The 16,151-nt window shown below is 51.3% G+C and carries 17 protein-coding genes; 10 read left to right on the forward strand and 7 right to left on the reverse strand.

The window, feature by feature from the left end:
* Nucleotides 1–44: 44 nt before the first annotated feature.
* From OMQ46_RS15085 to OMQ46_RS15120, 7 genes are read right to left on the reverse strand one after another with little or no spacing between them, the layout of a single operon-like run.
* Nucleotides 45–449 carry a type IV pilin protein gene (locus OMQ46_RS15085; RefSeq protein WP_323135167.1) on the reverse strand — a complete coding sequence of 135 codons (405 nt, stop codon included), beginning with the start codon at nucleotides 447–449 and terminating at the stop codon, nucleotides 45–47.
* Nucleotides 442–726 (reverse strand): hypothetical protein, encoded by a 285-nt coding sequence (locus OMQ46_RS15095; protein ID WP_266238240.1) that lies wholly within the window; start codon nucleotides 724–726, stop codon nucleotides 442–444. The genes OMQ46_RS15085 and OMQ46_RS15095 overlap by 8 nt, the downstream gene beginning before the upstream one ends.
* A gap of 14 nt (nucleotides 727–740) precedes the next feature.
* Nucleotides 741–4,292 carry a pilus assembly protein gene (locus tag OMQ46_RS15100; RefSeq protein ID WP_266238241.1) on the reverse strand — a complete coding sequence of 1,184 codons (3,552 nt, stop codon included), beginning with the start codon at nucleotides 4,290–4,292 and terminating at the stop codon, nucleotides 741–743.
* 2 nt (nucleotides 4,293–4,294) lie between these two features.
* On the reverse strand, nucleotides 4,295–4,834 hold the full coding sequence (locus OMQ46_RS15105) for a pilus assembly PilX family protein (RefSeq protein ID WP_266238243.1): 540 nt from the start codon (nucleotides 4,832–4,834) through the stop codon (nucleotides 4,295–4,297).
* Entirely contained in the window at nucleotides 4,831–5,943 is a 1,113-nt protein-coding gene (locus OMQ46_RS15110) for a PilW family protein (protein ID WP_266238245.1), read from the reverse strand. Before OMQ46_RS15110 ends, OMQ46_RS15105 begins: the two co-directional genes overlap by 4 nt.
* Nucleotides 5,940–6,413: a type IV pilus modification protein PilV gene (gene pilV / locus OMQ46_RS15115; protein WP_266238247.1), complete on the reverse strand. Its 474-nt coding sequence runs from the start codon at nucleotides 6,411–6,413 to the stop codon at nucleotides 5,940–5,942. Before pilV ends, OMQ46_RS15110 begins: the two co-directional genes overlap by 4 nt.
* Nucleotides 6,407–6,952: a GspH/FimT family pseudopilin gene (locus OMQ46_RS15120; protein ID WP_266238249.1), complete on the reverse strand. Its 546-nt coding sequence runs from the start codon at nucleotides 6,950–6,952 to the stop codon at nucleotides 6,407–6,409. The genes pilV and OMQ46_RS15120 overlap by 7 nt, the downstream gene beginning before the upstream one ends.
* Before the next feature lie 278 nt (nucleotides 6,953–7,230).
* Here OMQ46_RS15120 and flgB point away from each other — a divergent pair, with 278 nt between their 5' ends.
* From flgB to flgK, 10 genes are all read left to right on the forward strand, one after another.
* The gene (gene flgB / locus OMQ46_RS15125) at nucleotides 7,231–7,641 is read left to right on the forward strand and encodes a flagellar basal body rod protein FlgB (protein WP_266238251.1); all 411 of its coding nucleotides are present in this window, start codon (nucleotides 7,231–7,233) and stop codon (nucleotides 7,639–7,641) included.
* Nucleotides 7,642–7,643: 2 nt separating this feature from the next.
* Nucleotides 7,644–8,057, forward strand: a complete 414-nt coding sequence (gene flgC / locus OMQ46_RS15130) for a flagellar basal body rod protein FlgC (RefSeq protein ID WP_266238253.1) — start codon at nucleotides 7,644–7,646, stop codon at nucleotides 8,055–8,057.
* 22 nt (nucleotides 8,058–8,079) lie between these two features.
* A complete protein-coding gene (locus OMQ46_RS15135; protein WP_266238255.1) occupies nucleotides 8,080–8,760 on the forward strand; it encodes a flagellar hook assembly protein FlgD in 681 nt (226 codons plus the stop codon).
* Nucleotides 8,761–8,773: 13 nt separating this feature from the next.
* On the forward strand, nucleotides 8,774–10,120 hold the full coding sequence (flgE, locus tag OMQ46_RS15140) for a flagellar hook protein FlgE (protein WP_266238257.1): 1,347 nt from the start codon (nucleotides 8,774–8,776) through the stop codon (nucleotides 10,118–10,120).
* Nucleotides 10,121–10,243: 123 nt separating this feature from the next.
* A complete protein-coding gene (gene flgF / locus OMQ46_RS15145) occupies nucleotides 10,244–10,987 on the forward strand; it encodes a flagellar basal-body rod protein FlgF (protein WP_266238259.1) in 744 nt (247 codons plus the stop codon).
* Nucleotides 10,988–11,036: 49 nt separating this feature from the next.
* On the forward strand, nucleotides 11,037–11,822 hold the full coding sequence (flgG, locus tag OMQ46_RS15150; protein ID WP_266238260.1) for a flagellar basal-body rod protein FlgG: 786 nt from the start codon (nucleotides 11,037–11,039) through the stop codon (nucleotides 11,820–11,822).
* Between the two features lie 116 nt (nucleotides 11,823–11,938).
* On the forward strand, nucleotides 11,939–12,643 hold the full coding sequence (locus tag OMQ46_RS15155; protein ID WP_266238261.1) for a flagellar basal body L-ring protein FlgH: 705 nt from the start codon (nucleotides 11,939–11,941) through the stop codon (nucleotides 12,641–12,643).
* An 11-nt stretch (nucleotides 12,644–12,654) separates the two neighbouring features.
* A complete protein-coding gene (locus OMQ46_RS15160) occupies nucleotides 12,655–13,746 on the forward strand; it encodes a flagellar basal body P-ring protein FlgI (RefSeq protein ID WP_266238263.1) in 1,092 nt (363 codons plus the stop codon).
* A gap of 2 nt (nucleotides 13,747–13,748) precedes the next feature.
* Nucleotides 13,749–14,723, forward strand: a complete 975-nt coding sequence (gene flgJ / locus OMQ46_RS15165; RefSeq protein ID WP_266238265.1) for a flagellar assembly peptidoglycan hydrolase FlgJ — start codon at nucleotides 13,749–13,751, stop codon at nucleotides 14,721–14,723.
* Between the two features lie 32 nt (nucleotides 14,724–14,755).
* Nucleotides 14,756–16,147, forward strand: coding sequence for a flagellar hook-associated protein FlgK (flgK, locus tag OMQ46_RS15170; RefSeq protein WP_266238267.1), 1,392 nt, complete (start codon nucleotides 14,756–14,758; stop codon nucleotides 16,145–16,147).
* The last annotated feature ends 4 nt before the right edge of the window (nucleotides 16,148–16,151 follow it).

Here is a 16,151-nt window from a genome sequence, read left to right on the forward strand (position 1 = left end):
GTTGTTATAAGGTTGTCACTGGCTGAGGTTTAGCGGTCTGCTTACTAATTCCAGCAACCAGCAGGGGTACCGGCACCCGTCTCATCCAAAACCATGGTGCCGCAACTATCATCAGCTTGTGAGCCTTGTGGCACCGCCTGAACATCAAATCCGGTAGCTGAAAGATTGTTGAGGTTCAAATTGTAATAAGCTTGTCCGGTCTTGGGTGACTGACCGAAGGGTTGATTGCCACCACCGGCTCCCTGGTAAGTAAAGTTTTCACCATAAAAACGTTCAAGGTAACTGGCCAGCTCCTGCATATCTGCCTGAGCATTGGCGCGGCGCGTTTCCCTGACCTGTTCCAGGTAGGAGGGATAGGCTATAGCGGCGATGATGCCGATGATTACAACCACAATCATCAACTCAACCAGATTGAAACCAGACTGCAATTTGTTGAATTTATTATTCATTATTTTCCAATGGCCAGATGTCAGTAATGTAATGAGTCTCATCACGAAGATCTAAATTAAACCCGACCTTACTGCCAAGTTGGGGCTGAGGTCCGAGTTCATTACCAGCGATGATGCCATGCACACGGGTTTCCGAGTCGATGTGGTAAGTCTGGTTAGAGATGATAATGGTATTGCCAGCCTCAGGCTCTTTAGTGATAACTCCCTCATGCTGATAGGGCTCTGCAGCAGCAGATGAGGCTATCATTAAACCGAGGATAAAGAGTTTATTTTTCATGATGAACTCCCGATTTAGTAATCCAGTTGCCGCCACGACTGCCTGGCACCGGTGCCAGGTCCGGGATTCTCAACGGTGACTTCAATATTACCGTCAGCACCGCTGTTGAATTTGAGCTCACGCTGGCCTGACGGGTCATCCATGATGCTTGGGCGGGCTATAATGCCGACCTTGGACTTTTTGCCGGAGCTCGGCACATAATCATCATTCCCATCACCATCAATGTCACCGACATTAATGTAGTCACTGACACCAAAACTGTTATCACCATTCACATCAAAAGGTGAATAGGACAGGCGTGAGCCAGAGGCGTAATTCACCTCCATTAACCAGCCGGTACCGCCTGCATCACAGGGGTCATCAGACGGGATTAACGTGGTGAAGATGACCCTGCCGTTACGTATGACCGAGTTGCTTACCTGACGCTCACCATAGTTAGTGGTGTTCCCGCTTTGCTGGTTATACAAATCCAGATACCAGCCATTTTCTGTATTCCAATCGACCGCATTGTTACTAGTCACGCGATATTCCGTGTTATTGGAAACACTCTCCTGAATAATTTTCTGTTCCTGCAGTGTTGAACGACCAAACGGGGTCAGCGTGCTTTGACGCTTGTCCCAAATACCATAAAAAGATTGAGTGACTTGTCCGGATGTGGCGTTGTCACCGACTTCAAAATATTTGCCGGTGCCAAACAATAACAGATAACCACTTTCCCGCGGGTGTTTAACGACCTCAATACGGGTGGTTATAGGCTGCACATTACTACCGGAACAGCTGTTTCCGTAACAGGCTGTAAACAAAGGAACAGGGTCGCTACCGGATTTATACTTGAAGTCCCAGGCATTAGGATCATTGCCCGTCAGGTCGATACTCCATACATTGCCGAATAGATCACCGGCATAAACGGCATCGACACTGCCATCATTATTGATATCAATCGCTGAGGGTGATGAAAGACCGTTAGGACGATTGTTACCAGTGGGGTCATCCGCAGTCCCTGCCAGCGTATCAAATTTCTTGATAAGCGCCCCAGTCTGGATGTTTACCAGGTACATGACGGCATTGCCTGTCAGACTGTCATCGGTGTTATTACCATCAAGACCATTGTCATCGTTGTTATCATAGCCCCCACTGAAAAGCGCAGCCCATTGACCATTGTTCAGTCTGACAATGCTGGCCTGTCCAATCGTGAAGCCCATATCACGGTCGTTGTCATCATCAAATTCCCACAATACTTTTGCTGCCCCCCCGGCTTCAGATGCAAATGCACTTCGGTCAGTCACATCCAGTGCAAAAATACCTTGGCCACCCGCGCCTAAGCTAGAAACCAGTACGGTTCTCCATGTGTTATCGCTGAAGAAGGCATCGATAACAGTGGGGCTGCCATCGACATAATACCGATGGCTATAATCCGGGTCTGAGAGGGCCGGTAATTTTTCGAAAAGGGTCGAGGGGATATAAGCAAACTCTTCAACCCCCGAAGTCGCATTGAAAGCGTGTAGCATGCCATCGTTTGCACCAACAAAAATCAATGGGGTGCGATTCTTATTGGCCAGCACAAATGATGAATACGGAACATTATTCTCAGGCTGGCCTGTTCCCCAGCCATTCGGATGACGGGATGAGGGAGCTCCTGAGTAGGTAGGAGCAGAGTTGATAATGTCGCCCAGTTTACGGGTTCTGTTTCTGTAACTACCGCCATTGCTTAATTCATTTGATGCATTACCACGAAGATAACTCAGTAAAGTACTGCTATTATTTAGCGTTGCTTTTTGAGAAGCGTTCAATGATGCCCAGCGGAAAGGTTGTCCTGTATTGTTATTAGAAGTGATAATCTTCCTTTGTCCAGGGTTGGGTATCAGCGTACCCGCATCCCAGAGTTCTCCGGTGAGGGTCGCATCATTGTTGATGCCATATGCCAATAGTTGACCGGTCCAGTCCCCACTATTGAATCGTGCCTGATAGATTCTGGAACCGGATGAAGCCGAACCGGAATTGAGTGCTACAGCCGCTGCTGATGACTCTCTGGAGTTGATATTAGATAGAATCGAGCCAAGAGAATCAGCGAAAGTGTTGGGGTCGGCCGCGCTGAAGAATGAACCGCGTCCATTGATGGCGGCATGCCACATATCATCAATATTTTCCTCTCGGTCATCTCCGGGCTGAGGCCAGTTGATGTTCCCGGCTGCCAGGTCAGCATAGTCGCTATCCGGATCGAGGGTACCATTCACACCCAGACCGACAGTGAATGTGACCATGTGCTGCCAGAAGGCTGGATCGAGTTGGTTTGTCGTGACTTCATTATCAAGGTTAGGTCTTAAGTCACGTTTCCAGTAGTCCATCGCAACATCAGCGAGCGTATTACTGTGACTGTCAGCATAGGGTGCTGTCGGCAGGTATTGATAATCAGCTTGATTCGGACCGGATATGACGGGCCCAGCCGTGTTGTCACTGTTACCTACGCTTGGACTACCGCCATTCCAATAGCCGTCGGTGGTGAGAATATGGTAACTCTGGCGACAAGTCAGGTGTGCGCTGGGATCGTTGCTGCCCGGGACATTTCCCCATGGTCCCCGGTCGTCATCGCGTTCAAAGTACTCGCCGACATTTTTGGCTGCAGAGCGAAGCGGTGTGCCATTGGCATCAATCGTATGTCCATAAAGGCGATCGAAAAAGTCACCTCGAGGTGTACCTGAAAAGCCACGCACACCGTCAATGACCGCACTGCTGCTCCAGACTCCGTCAACAGTCTTACCGCCCTGGTTGATGGCAGCAAATCCCACCCGCATATTGGTGCCCTGAGTCGCAAAGGCCTGACCAACACCCGCTCTGGCCATCAGTACCCTTGAGCGGTAATACTGAAACCAGTTGGCAAAATTCTGAATTTCCTGATCTCTGTTACGGGTGATACCGCCGGGGCTGGTGAATGTCGCACTTGAAGGTGTGCTATTGGTTATTTGGACACGATCATAGTTACTCCGACTGTAACGACTGCCACTGCCATCGTAATTGTAGTAGGTGATAGGCCAGAAGGAGTGGTTGCCATAACAGGGGTCACCGGATGCCTGGGTTAAATTATCATCATCCCGGTACCAGCAGGCATACTGTGTTTGAGCAGAGAGCAGGTTCATGCTGCCACGCGATGTATCTTCAGGGTTGTAATATGCTGCGTAAGGGTTAGCGTTACCCCTGCTACCACCGTCTGCGGTGCTCCATGGCACGTAGTCAATGTCCGGGTTGTAGAAGACTTTGTTGTTCTCTGCTGATCTCAGATAGTAATTGTGAATGTTGTCATCATCAAAATTGGGAACCTGGTTCGTGTAAACACTCGCGCCATAGAGACCGGAAGGTCGTGGGAACATGTAGTAGGCAAAGTTACGAATCTCATCCGGCATTACTTCAAACTGCATTGAACCTGAGTCATCCAGTGTGAACATGATATTCGGTTCGACGCTTCCCCCCAGATAAAGTGGAACGTTACTGATATCAAGAGAGGCTGCTGAGGCAATCTGGTGGGTGGTGAATAACAAGCCTGCGACCGTGAGCGATGTGAGTTTATTCATGATTAGTACCTCTTGATCACAGTGGTCTGCAGCAGCACCCTGGCTAAATCTGAGCCCCCTGTGCCTCTGGCGGTGACCCGGTAGTAAGTTTTAAAGCCACCATCCTGTGGAACACCGCTTAGTTCAGATTCTGTACCCATGACTATTTCTTCGATGATGTAGCGTGGGGCCGTGGCGACATTATCAGGGCGTGTGGCAGCAACACCGTTGGCTGCCCACCATGCGGCATTGCGTTCCATCCACCAGGGATTGGCATTACTGGGATCAGGATCCATAGAGTTGTATGTTCGTATATTGTTATCACTGCCAGCTGCGGTGGCCACCGGTTCGGTGGTGAGTTGAGTGATAGCATTTTCAGCATCACGCAAAGCCACTTCTGCTGCCTGGGTTGCCAGCTCTCGATCACGCTGATTTGATGCCATTCGCTCTTCCATGACGCTGGTTCGCATCGCAAAAATACCTATCAAGGTCATCAGCAATAAAATAATCAGGCTGACGATTAATGCTGCCCCATGTTGAGCTTTAAAGCGGTATTGATTCATGATGCTCTGTTCTTAAGCATGAAAGTTTGAGTGTAGACTCGACGCAGGCGGCCATCATCAGGCGTCACCTGTACACCCTCCAGGAAGTACTGACCATCACCCAGAGCAAGGTTAGTGTCGGTGTCATCATTATCAGGGTTAATATTTATCATCACCATACTTATACGAACACTGATTACATCGGTCCAACTGATATTTCCGGTTATTTGGTCTGCTGTACGGTATTCTTCTGCAGAGAGGTCACCATCCGAGTCCACCCCGTAGGTAACCTGAAGTTGTTCGACCCCCTCAAGAAGTGCTTCAGGATCGTTATCCAGTGTTTTCTGGTATAAAGAGGGGATACCTTCAGGATTATTGCGAACGTAAAAGGATTGTGAGGCAATCGTGTTGACCCAGCCACCCTCAAAGTTGCCACCCAAATCAGCTCTGGAATTACCGGGTGTGCCTATTCCTGTAGCATGCTCGAGCACACCGGTCTCAGACGCGTCTTCATTTGTAACTTGAAAAACAGCGACCGCATCGCAAGTACTGACCATCATGATGTTGGCACAAGTATCTTCCGTGGCAGGGTCACATTCACTAAGGCCATTATCCGGGCCTATTTGAAGTGGTGCCGAAAAGTTATCTGCATCATGGGACTGTACATGCAGATAAAAGCTACCGACGGTTCTGATCGTCAGAATGTCACTGTCGGAGACAGCGTCAGTAATGTCGCCAGGTTTTGCCGGTGTCCAGCTATTGTTGCCGGTGGCTTCATGACCAATGACGGGGCTTTGTAGCTGCCAGAAATAATCTGATTCCGAAGTCAAAACATTCAGAAAGCCTTTTCTGCCCTGTTCCGTACCGTCATTTAGGGCAATAGCATTATCGTAGTCATCCGATTGCTGTTGAGAAACAGACTCACAGCCTCTGTAACCGCCTCGGCTGAGAAACTCACCTATATAGTGTAGTGCATAGCGTCCATCTTCCTGCATACGGGCTTTCACATCCTGGACCCGGTAGAGCTGACGTGAGCTGATAAAAAGTTCAATCACAGCCCCGATTACCACAAGGCCAAGGACCATGGCGACCATCAATTCGACCAGAGATAGCCCCTTTTGTCGTTTCATATGGCTGTCTCCATTGTCAGCGTGGTGGTCGCACGCTGATTGTACTCGGTGTCCGCTGCTGTGCCGGTCTGAACATCAGACCAGGCAATGGTAACAGTGCAGATAAAGGTATTGAGATTGACGAAACCGGGGCAGGCAATTGCGCCCTGGCCGCCGGGAAGTTGATTGCTGATATTGTTACGCCATTCGGTGATGTCGCGATCAGCAAGACTGGTGGTGCCGGGTACCGCATCTGCCAGACCAATCGCATAGTTGTTGCCATAAGCCGCATCCTGATTGGCTCGCATCCGACTGAACATATCCATCGCAAGAATGGTGGCCTGTGTTTTGAAGTCGGCGCTTTGCGTTGCTTTCAACGTGACCACCTGGAGGTGAGCCAGGCCGAGCAGGCCAATACTCAAAACAAAGACGGCGACCATGACCTCAAGCAGGGTGAAGCCGCGTTCAAATTTATTTCTGCAAGTTAACAATCGCCATCCCCATTTCTAACTCTCGCACTCCCTGAGCTGTTGACGACAAGTTCTTTGCCATCAGCTGAGCCAGTAATACAAACCAGAAAAGTATCGTTACCAAAGCCGCCTGAACCGCGAACTTCCCCCGTCGGACTGAATGCAATCCAATTGGCAAAGGTGCCCCCCGTTCTGACTGTGAAGCCGTTTTCGAGTGCTGCCTGACGTCTTAACCAGCAGTCCTGTCCTTCCACGCCACAGTCATTGCCAACGTCTGCAATGGCTTCATCGCGATCCCAGTCAGTGAATATATCCCAGCCGCTTTCCCATTCAGATGCGTTGCCGCGATTCATCATGGTGACTTGAACGCCCCGTTTTATTGCTTCACTCCTTGCCATCTGGAACTCAGCTAACAGGTCGTTGGCCCGGGTCGTAATTCTGTGGTCACGAAGCATTTGTGAAAAACTGGGCGCAGCAATAGCGGCCAAAATGGCCACCACAGATAGGGTTATCATGAGTTCAATTAGCGTGAACCCGCCGCTGCGCGTTGTCCTGATCACTGGTACTCCTCCGATGATTCAATTCTTATGCTCAAAAGCTTTTTGAGTCAAGCAACTAGCAGAATAATTTTGAGAGCTAGTTCTCTATTTTAATGTATCGACTCCCGATATCGTGACCTTTAGTGCAACAAGCCGGCAGTGACGGGGGTGGCAATGCTTGCCGCTGTGCCGCCTGATGCTTGCCGCTTTTGATGTGAACCGATGATAAATCAATAGCTTGGATGGTTGGCACGCAAACTGCTATTACCCAGTTGAAGAAACCGTTTGTGGAGTGTGACATGCCAATCAATTTCGATTCTGCGCTGGGAATTCATGCCGATGCTGTGAGGGTGCGTTCGCAACGAGCTGAATTGCTTGCAGCCAATCTGGCTAATGCCGATACGCCTAATTTCAAGGCACAGGATATTGATTTCAGGTCAGCATTAAACAACGCCATGGACAGCGGTAATGCATCGATGATGAAAACCACTCACCAGAATCACATGCCATTTACCGGTGGTGGTGGCAGTGAAGGGCTGATGGCGCCGATTCAATACCGTATTGCAATGCAGGATTCACTGGATGGAAATACGGTGGATGAACAAATAGAACAGGCACAGTTCATGCAGAACGCAGTCCAGTACCAGGCCAGCCTTGAGTGGCTGGGTGGCAAGTTCAGTAGCCTGACCAAGGCGCTTAAAGGAGAGTAAAGATGTCTCTGTTTAATATTTTTGATATTGCCGGTACCGGCATGAGCGCCCAGTCATTGCGACTCAATACGACCGCCAGTAATCTCGCCAATGCCGATAGTGTGAGTAGTAGCGTGAATGAAGTTTATCGCGCCCGCCAGCCGGTCTTTTCGGCTGTGCTGGATGAAGCACAGGAAGGCTACAAAAAAGGTTCGGTACAGGTTCATGGCGTGACTGAGAGTCAGGCGCCGGTGAGAACTGAATATAACCCCACCCATCCACTCGCCAACGAGGATGGTTACGTGTTCCATTCCAATGTCGATCCAATCACTGAGATGGCCAATATGATGTCTGCCTCACGTTCGTACCAGAACAATGTTGAGATCGCCAACACATCCAAACAGCTCCTGCTGCGTACTTTGCAGTTGGGCCGGTAAACAAGCACAGGAGTAAATGATCATGGCAGTCAACGGAGTAGGTGATAACCCATATGCCTTTCTTAATGGTCAAACGTCCAGCACCGGCAATGAAGCCAAGGATACCGGTGAGCTGGCGTTGGAAGACTTCATGTCGCTGATGACCACCCAACTTAAAAACCAGGATCCGCTGAAACCCATGGAAAGTGGCGATTTTCTGGGGCAGATTGCCTCATTCGGAACGGTCAGCGGCATCGCTGATCTCCAGGATTCTTTCTCCAGCTTTGCCAAGGCGATGCAATCTGATCAGGCCTTGCAGGGCTCTTCTCTGGTGGGGCGTTCTGTTCTGGTGCCATCTTCCATCGGCTATATGTCGCCGGACAGTGGGCTGACCGGCCAGATTAACGTAGCTGAGCCGGTTTCAGACCTCAAAGTGACGGTTTATAACGAGGCCGGTGTTGCAGTGAAAACGATCGAGATGGGCGGTGCTTCCGGCTATACCAACTTCAGTTGGGATGGTTTTGACGATAACGGTAATGCGATGCCGGAAGGTATCTATCAGTTCAAGGCAACCGGAACGGTTGACGGTGAAAACACCGCTTTTGCCACCGCCACGATTGCCAAAGTTTCCAGCGTTCTGGTCGGCTCAGGTAGCCAGGGTCTAACAGTCAATCTCGCAGGTATCGGTTCCGTGCCGTTCAGCGAAGTACAAGAAATTATCTAAGGAGGACATCACTATGTCTTTTAGCACAGCATTAAGCGGTTTGAACGCAGCCACAGCGGACCTGAATGTTAAATCCAACAATATTGCCAACGTGAATACGACCGGTTTTAAACAGTCCCGTGCAGAGTTCGGTGATGTTTTTGCTATCTCAGCCTTCGGCACAACCAGCAGCACAGCGATCGGTAACGGTGCCGTTCTACAGAAAGTGGCACAACAGTTCAGTCAGGGGAACCTGGAGTTTACTGATAACGCTTTAGACTTGGCCATCAGCGGTGAGGGATTCTTTGCCATGGCACCGGAACTGGATAGTGGTGAAGTCATCTATACCCGTGCGGGTGAGTTCGGTGTCAACAAAGACGGATATATCGTCTCCAATGAAGGCTGGTATCTGCGGGCTTTTCCGGTCGACAGTTCCGGTCAGATTTCTGCGACCAGTATGAATGCCACCGGTCCGATTCAATTGCCACCGTCAGTGGGGGCACCGGAAGCGACAACTAACCTGGGCATTGCTACCAACCTGCCATCGACTTCGCCAGGTATTGACGATGGTGCGGGGGGCATTCTGGCGATCGATCCCAATGATCCTGACTCTTACAGCTTCTCGACCTCAGCCACCGTCTATGACTCACTGGGTAATGAGCATGTGGTCACGACTTATTATCAACACATTGATTCCAATGCAGGCACACCGGCAGTGGGTGATAATCAGTGGCAGATGGCCGCTTATATAGACGGCGGTGAAGTCAAAGGTGGTACACCGGGTACGCCATTCGCATTGGAAACCGATGTACGCGTCAGTTTTAATGCTGATGGAACCCTTGATACGGTAGATGCCAACCCCGCGACTGCTGCGTTGGATCCGATTACGCTGAGTTTTACCGATACCACCGCTTCTGAATGGGCCAGCGGTGCCGAAACCCAGACAATTACCCTGTCTCTGGATGGTTCAACCCAGAACTCCGGGGCATTTAATGTCGGAGCATTGACTGTGAATGGTTTCCCGACTGGTCGGCTGACCGGGGTGGATGTGAGTGAAGAAGGGCTGATTCGTGCCACCTACAGTAATGGTCAGGCTGTACCCATCGGCAAAATTGCCCTGGGCGACTTTGCCAACCCGCAGGCACTGAATAAAATCGGCAGTACCGCCTGGAAAGAAACCACCGACTCCGGTCCGGTCATAGCCGGTGAAGCTTCTACCGGTAGCTTCGGTGAAGTGCAGGCAGGGGCGCTGGAAACCTCAAACGTGGATCTGACCAAGGAGCTTGTTGGGCTGATTACCGCCCAGCGTAACTTCCAGGCCAACTCGAAAGCGATTGAGACCAACAACGCCATCACCCAGACCATTATTAATCTGCGTTAAGTTCGGCTATAACCCCGCTCAAATAATGAGCGGGGTTTTCAGCAAACTGGAACGAAAACTGCATCAGGTAATACAGCACTTTTTTTTTGACTGCCAGTCTTTTCGTTATCAGAGGCACTTGCTATGGACCGTAGTCTTTTTATCGCCATGAACGCCGCTCAGCAGACCATGCAGGCACAGGCGACCAATGCCAACAATCTGGCTAATATCAACACCACCGGTTTTCGTGCGGACTTTGAACAGTTCCGCAGTATGCCGGTGTTTGGTGAGGGGTTGCCGACCCGGGTTTATTCGATGACTGAGCGACCAGGCACGGATTATCAGCAGGGTTCGGTGCAATCCACCGGCCGGGAACTGGATATTTCGGTGCAGGGCGAGGGCTTTATTGCCGTCATGGGTAAAGATGGTCGTGAAGGTTACACCCGAGCCGGCGACCTGCAGATCACCGAAACCGGCCAATTAGTGACCGGCACCGGGCTCGCGGTGATGGGCGAGGGCGGACCGATTGCGATTCCACCCGCAGAAAAAGTCGAGATCGGCAGTGACGGGACGATTTCCATCCGGCCTATCGGTGAAGCCGCTAATGCGCTGGCCGTGCTGGACCGTATCAAACTGGTGAAACCGGATCTGCAACAGGTGTTCAAAGACAGTGATGGTCTGTTGCGGATGCGTGATGGTGGCGATGCACCGCTGGATGCCACGGTGACGGTCTCTTCAGGCACGCTGGAGGGCAGTAACGTCAATGCTGTCGGCGCCCTGGTCAAAATGATTGAACTGCAGCGGCAGTATGAAATGCAGGTCAAGATGATGAAAACCACGCAGGAAAACAGTGCCGCTTCGGCGCGTTTAATGCAGATGAATGGTTAACCGCCATAGGCGGCAATTTTTACCGCCCGGCGAGAGTAGGAGTTAAATTATGAATCAGGCTTTATGGATTGCAAAAACCGGCCTCGATGCCCAGCAAACCCGGATGTCAGTGATTTCCAATAACCTGGCCAACGTGAATACCACCGGGTTCAAACAGGACCGGGCAGTGTTTGAGGACCTTTTGTATCAGACCATTCGTCAGCCCGGCGCCCAGTCATCTGCCAGCACCCAACTGCCTTCGGGTTTGATGGTGGGGACCGGTGTTCGCACTGTGGCAACGGAGAAGCTGCATACTCAGGGCAATATTGTGCAAACACAGAATGCGCTGGATATCGCGATCCAGGGCCGTGGCTTTTTCCAGATTCTGATGCCGGATGGCACGCTGTCCTACACCCGTGATGGCACTTTCCAACTGGATAACACCGGCCAGATGGTGATGTCCAACGGTTATCCACTGGAACCGGGGATTACCATTCCGGAAGATGCCCAGAGCATTACTATCGGTTCTGACGGCACCGTCAGTGTGCTCCAGGCCGGTGATGCTGAACCGACCATTGTCGGCAACCTGGATCTGGCCGATTTTGTGAACCCGACGGGGCTGCAACCCATCGGTGAAAACCTGTTCAGAGAGTCAGGAGCCAGTGGTCCGCCGATTCTGGGTACACCGGGTCTGGACGGCTTTGGTACCACTGTCGGTGGTGCGCTGGAAACTTCCAACGTCAATGTGGTGACGGAACTAATAAACATGATCGAGACTCAGAGAGCTTACGAGATGAATTCAAAAGCCATCTCAACCTCGGATCAGATGTTGCAATACGCTAGTCAAAATCTTTAATTTCTCTCTCATTTAAGCCGGCCATTCTTGGCCGGCTTTTTTTCTTCTTTCACTGCCAAGTTCTGGCACAAAGTCTGCAAGTATCACTCTGCAAAGCTTTTTTGTGGAGAGTCACGATGAAATTTACGGTGCCATTTATATTGTTGTCTGCGGCCCTGATGGCCGGCTGCAACAGCAATACCGTCAAGCGCGATCCGGCCTATGCCGCCGTGCGCCCGGTACCAACACAGATAGAAGAACGTAGTGATGGGGCGATTTTTGACGTCCGTAATAACATCGCGCTGTTTGAAGATTACCGAGCTCGTCGTGTCGGCGATATTTTGACGGTCAGACTGGAAGAGCAAACTGACGCTGAGAAAGAGAACGAAACCACGTTCAGCAAGAGCAATAACACCAGTATTGCCAATCCCACTATTTTCGGTGCCAGCCCCCAGTTCAGCCTGCCAGGCCAACTGCCGCTCGATAATACAGATAATAACAATCTGGCTTTTGGGTTTGGGTCTGAGCTCGATTTCGAGGGAGAGGGAGAAAGCGAACAGAACAACCTGCTGTCAGGCAATGTCAGCGTCTCCGTTGTTGAGGTGTTGGCCAACGGCAATATGGTCATCCGTGGTGAGAAAGTTATCACCATCAATCAAGGTAACGAATACATCCGTCTGTCCGGGATTGTCAGTCCGCGGGATATAGAGGCAGATAATTCCGTGTCATCGGTAAGAATTGCCGATGCGCAAATCGCTTACGTTGGAGACGGTCCCACTAATGACGCCAATGTGATGGGCTGGCTCAGCCGTTTCTTTGCCAGTGCGCTGATGCCGTTCTGAGGGTAAGTAAGATGAATATCAAAATTGTATTGGCGTGCTTGCTTTTGATGCTGTCCGGCCTGGCTCAGGCCGAGCGTGTCAAGGATCTGGCTTCGATTGCCGGGGTCCGCTCCAACCAGTTAATTGGTTACGGTCTGGTCGTTGGTCTGGATGGCAGTGGTGATAAAACCAAGTTTACTGGCCAGAGCCTGCGTAACTTTCTGGTGGAAATGGGGATTAACATCCCACCCGGCACCGACCCGAAGAGTAAAAATGTCGCAGCGGTGTCCGTGCATGCTGAACTGCCTCCGTTCGTAAAACCGGGGCAAACCATCGATGTCACCGTCTCTTCATTGGGGGATGCCAAGAGCCTGCGTGGCGGTAGTCTGTTGATGACACCGTTAAAAGGGGCTGACGGCAATATCTATGCGATGGCGCAGGGCAATCTGGTCGTGGGGGGCTTTGGTGCCGATGCTGCGGACGGTTCAAGGGTTACTGTCAATATCCCCAGTGCCGGTCGGGTGCCGGGCGGTGCCACCGTCGAGCGGACAGTCAAGAATGCGTTTAATGTCGGCGACCATATCGTGTTGAATCTGCATCGTCCTGATTTCACCACCGCCAGTCGTCTGACTGATGCGATCAACCACACGCTGGGTAAAGGTACGGCGAATTCAGTGGATGCGTCTTCAATCAGAGTGAATGCGCCGCGTGACCCCAGTCAGCGTGTGCCTTTCCTGTCATTGGTAGAAAACCTGGAGCTGAGTCCGGGTGAAGCACCGGCCCGTGTGGTTGTGAACTCACGCAGTGGTACCGTGGTGATAGGCCAGCATGTGAGAGTCACGCCGGCTGCGGTCACCCACGGCAACCTGTCCGTCACTATCTCAGCGAATCCCGAGGTCAGCCAGCCTAACCCGCTGTCACAGGGACAGACTGTGATTACGCCTAACTTCGATGTCGAAATCAGTGAAGAAGACAGCCGGATGTTCGTGTTTGACCCGGGTGTCTCGCTGGATGAGATTGTCCGTGCAGTGAATCAGGTGGGGGCCGCGCCCGGTGATCTGGTTGCCATACTGGAAGCACTGAAACAGGCCGGTGCTTTACGTGCTGAGCTCGTGGTGATCTAAGCATGGCGCTGGAATCCAAAATCGCCCAGTCCGCGATCGACTTTCATGGTCTGAACCAGCTTCGTCAGCAGGCGGGGCAGGGCCAGAATGAACAGCAGACCCTGCGTCAGGTCGCGGGTCAGTTCGAGTCTCTGTTTGTCAACATGATGCTCAAGTCGATGCGTCAAGCGAGTCTGGCTGAAGGCCTGTTTGATTCCGAACAAAGCAAAATGTATCAGGACATGGCCGATCAGCAACTCGCTTCTGACTTGTCGATGCGTGGCGGTCTCGGGCTGCAGGATGTGATCATGCGTCAGCTGGGTGGCGCTCGGTATGGCAACAATGCTGAAGTGATTCCGGGTCAGACCTTCAGTATTGACACCGTCACCGTGCGACCGTCCTTGGGTATCCGAGTTAACGAGAAGATTATCGAACAGATCCGGGAAGCCAGACCGCAGCCGCAGGCGGAAGAAAATGAGGTGGTGGAACTCGATATGGCCAATATGCCGAAACGATTTAACTCGCCTGATGAGTTTGTTGAAAAACTCTGGCCTTATGCTGAACGCGCTGCAGAAAAACTGGGCGTTGCCCCCGAAGTCATTCTGTCTCAGGCCGCACTGGAAACCGGCTGGGGTAAATATATTCTGGCTGATCAACAGGGCAGCAGCTTCAATCTGTTCAATATCAAGGCGCATCGTTGGGAAGGCGATACCGTGGCGAAAAATGCCCTTGAGTATCGTGACGGTAAAGCCTTGCATGAGCAGTCGGCGTTCCGTGCTTACGATTCCTATCAACAGAGCTTTGATGATTATGTGCAGTTTTTACAGACTCAGCCGCGTTATAGCAAAGCGTTGCAGCATGTGGGTGACCCCAATGCCTTCATTGAACAGTTACACAAAGCCGGCTACGCCACTGACCCGCAGTATGCCGATAAGATTAAACGCATTATGAACAGTGACACGCTGGCGCAGATGTCACTCGATATGGATTTGTTCTGACAGATGCTGAGTCTGAAACGAGGAACTGAGCGATGAGTATTCTGAATATTGGCACATCGGCGTTGTCGGCGGCACAAACAGCCCTGTCGACGACCAGTAACAACATCAGTAACATCAACACAGAAGGCTACACCCGTCAGCGTGCAGAGCAGGTCACGCGGCCAGCCAATTTCGAAGGCAATTTCTATCTTGGTGCCGGTGTCACGGTCAACAGTGTTGAACGTATTTATGACAGTTTTCTGGCGACACAGGTGAGAAGTTATACTTCGCAGGAGGCGCAGCAGGACACCTTTTTGTCTTATTCGCGTCAGGTTGATAATCTGCTGGGATCCTCAGAGTTAGGTATTAACGGCGGTCTGGACGCGTTCTTTGGTGCGGTGCAGGAAGTCGCCAATGATCCGACGTCAATTTCTGCACGCAAGGTCATGCTGACCCAGGGTGAATTACTGGCCAGTCGCTTTAACACCCTGGATTCACAGCTGACTCAGCTGACCAGCGATGTTGATAATGATATCGCTGTTGGTGTTGATGATATTAACAACATCACCCGTGGGATTGCCGAACTGAACCAGGCGATTCTGGAGGCGGAAGGGGCTAAAGGCAGTCCCAATGACCTGCTGGACAAGCGGGATCAACTGATTAACAAGCTCTCAGAATATGTCTCGGTCACTACCGTACCGCAGAGTAACGGGACCGTGAATGTCTTCGTCGGTAATGGTCAGGGGCTGGTGGTTGGCACCACTCAGGTTGACCTCAACACGATCAGCGACAGTTCTTTTGATCCGCCACGTCTGAATATTGGTTTTGGTCCGACTCAGACAGATATCACTAACCAGATCACCGGTGGCAGCCTGGGAGGCGCCTTACAGTTCCGCAATAATATTATCGATAACACACGCGCTGAACTGGACTTGCTGGCTGAATCAATGGTGACTGCGTTTAATGCAGCGCACAGTAATGGTTTTGATTTGGATGGCAATGCCGGCGGTAACTTTTTTGACCCCACCGGTACCTCGGCAGCGGATATCAATGTGGTCCTGACCGACCCGCGTCAGATTGCCGCTTCATCCGGGACCAATACTGGTACCGGTAATAATGAAAATGCCCTGGCCCTGGCTGATTTGCAAACCGACAATACACTGGTTCAGGTCAGTCCCGGCCCCCCACCGGTGACCCGCTCTCTGGCAGATCAGTATGGAGTTATTGTGTCAGATGTCGCGACCCGTACCCGTCAGGCCGAAGTCAGTCAGGAAACCCAGCAGGCTTTGCTGCAACAGACCAAACAACGCTTCGACAGTGTGTCCGGTGTCAATCTTGATGAAGAAGCGGCGGATCTCATTAAGTATCAGCAGGCTTATCAGGCAGCGTCTCAGATTATCGTCGTCTCCAACACGATATTTGATACGCTTATCAACGCGGTCTAGGAGA

This window comes from Methylophaga sp. OBS1 (genome assembly GCF_026319365.1).

Coding starts and splice junctions, on each gene's coding strand:
- OMQ46_RS15155 (WP_266238261.1), top strand. CDS start 11,939: ATGAAATTTACGGTGCCATTTATATTGTTGTCTGCGGCCCTGATGGCC.
- flgE (WP_266238257.1), top strand. CDS start 8,774: ATGTCTTTTAGCACAGCATTAAGCGGTTTGAACGCAGCCACAGCGGAC.
- flgB (WP_266238251.1), top strand. CDS start 7,231: ATGCCAATCAATTTCGATTCTGCGCTGGGAATTCATGCCGATGCTGTG.
- OMQ46_RS15105 (WP_266238243.1), bottom strand. CDS start 4,834: ATGAATCAATACCGCTTTAAAGCTCAACATGGGGCAGCATTAATCGTC.
- OMQ46_RS15100 (WP_266238241.1), bottom strand. CDS start 4,292: ATGAATAAACTCACATCGCTCACGGTCGCAGGCTTGTTATTCACCACC.
- flgC (WP_266238253.1), top strand. CDS start 7,644: ATGTCTCTGTTTAATATTTTTGATATTGCCGGTACCGGCATGAGCGCC.
- OMQ46_RS15135 (WP_266238255.1), top strand. CDS start 8,080: ATGGCAGTCAACGGAGTAGGTGATAACCCATATGCCTTTCTTAATGGT.
- flgG (WP_266238260.1), top strand. CDS start 11,037: ATGAATCAGGCTTTATGGATTGCAAAAACCGGCCTCGATGCCCAGCAA.
- OMQ46_RS15085 (WP_323135167.1), bottom strand. CDS start 449: ATGAATAATAAATTCAACAAATTGCAGTCTGGTTTCAATCTGGTTGAG.
- OMQ46_RS15160 (WP_266238263.1), top strand. CDS start 12,655: ATGAATATCAAAATTGTATTGGCGTGCTTGCTTTTGATGCTGTCCGGC.
- flgF (WP_266238259.1), top strand. CDS start 10,244: ATGGACCGTAGTCTTTTTATCGCCATGAACGCCGCTCAGCAGACCATG.
- OMQ46_RS15110 (WP_266238245.1), bottom strand. CDS start 5,943: ATGAAACGACAAAAGGGGCTATCTCTGGTCGAATTGATGGTCGCCATG.
- OMQ46_RS15095 (WP_266238240.1), bottom strand. CDS start 726: ATGAAAAATAAACTCTTTATCCTCGGTTTAATGATAGCCTCATCTGCT.
- flgJ (WP_266238265.1), top strand. CDS start 13,749: ATGGCGCTGGAATCCAAAATCGCCCAGTCCGCGATCGACTTTCATGGT.
- flgK (WP_266238267.1), top strand. CDS start 14,756: ATGAGTATTCTGAATATTGGCACATCGGCGTTGTCGGCGGCACAAACA.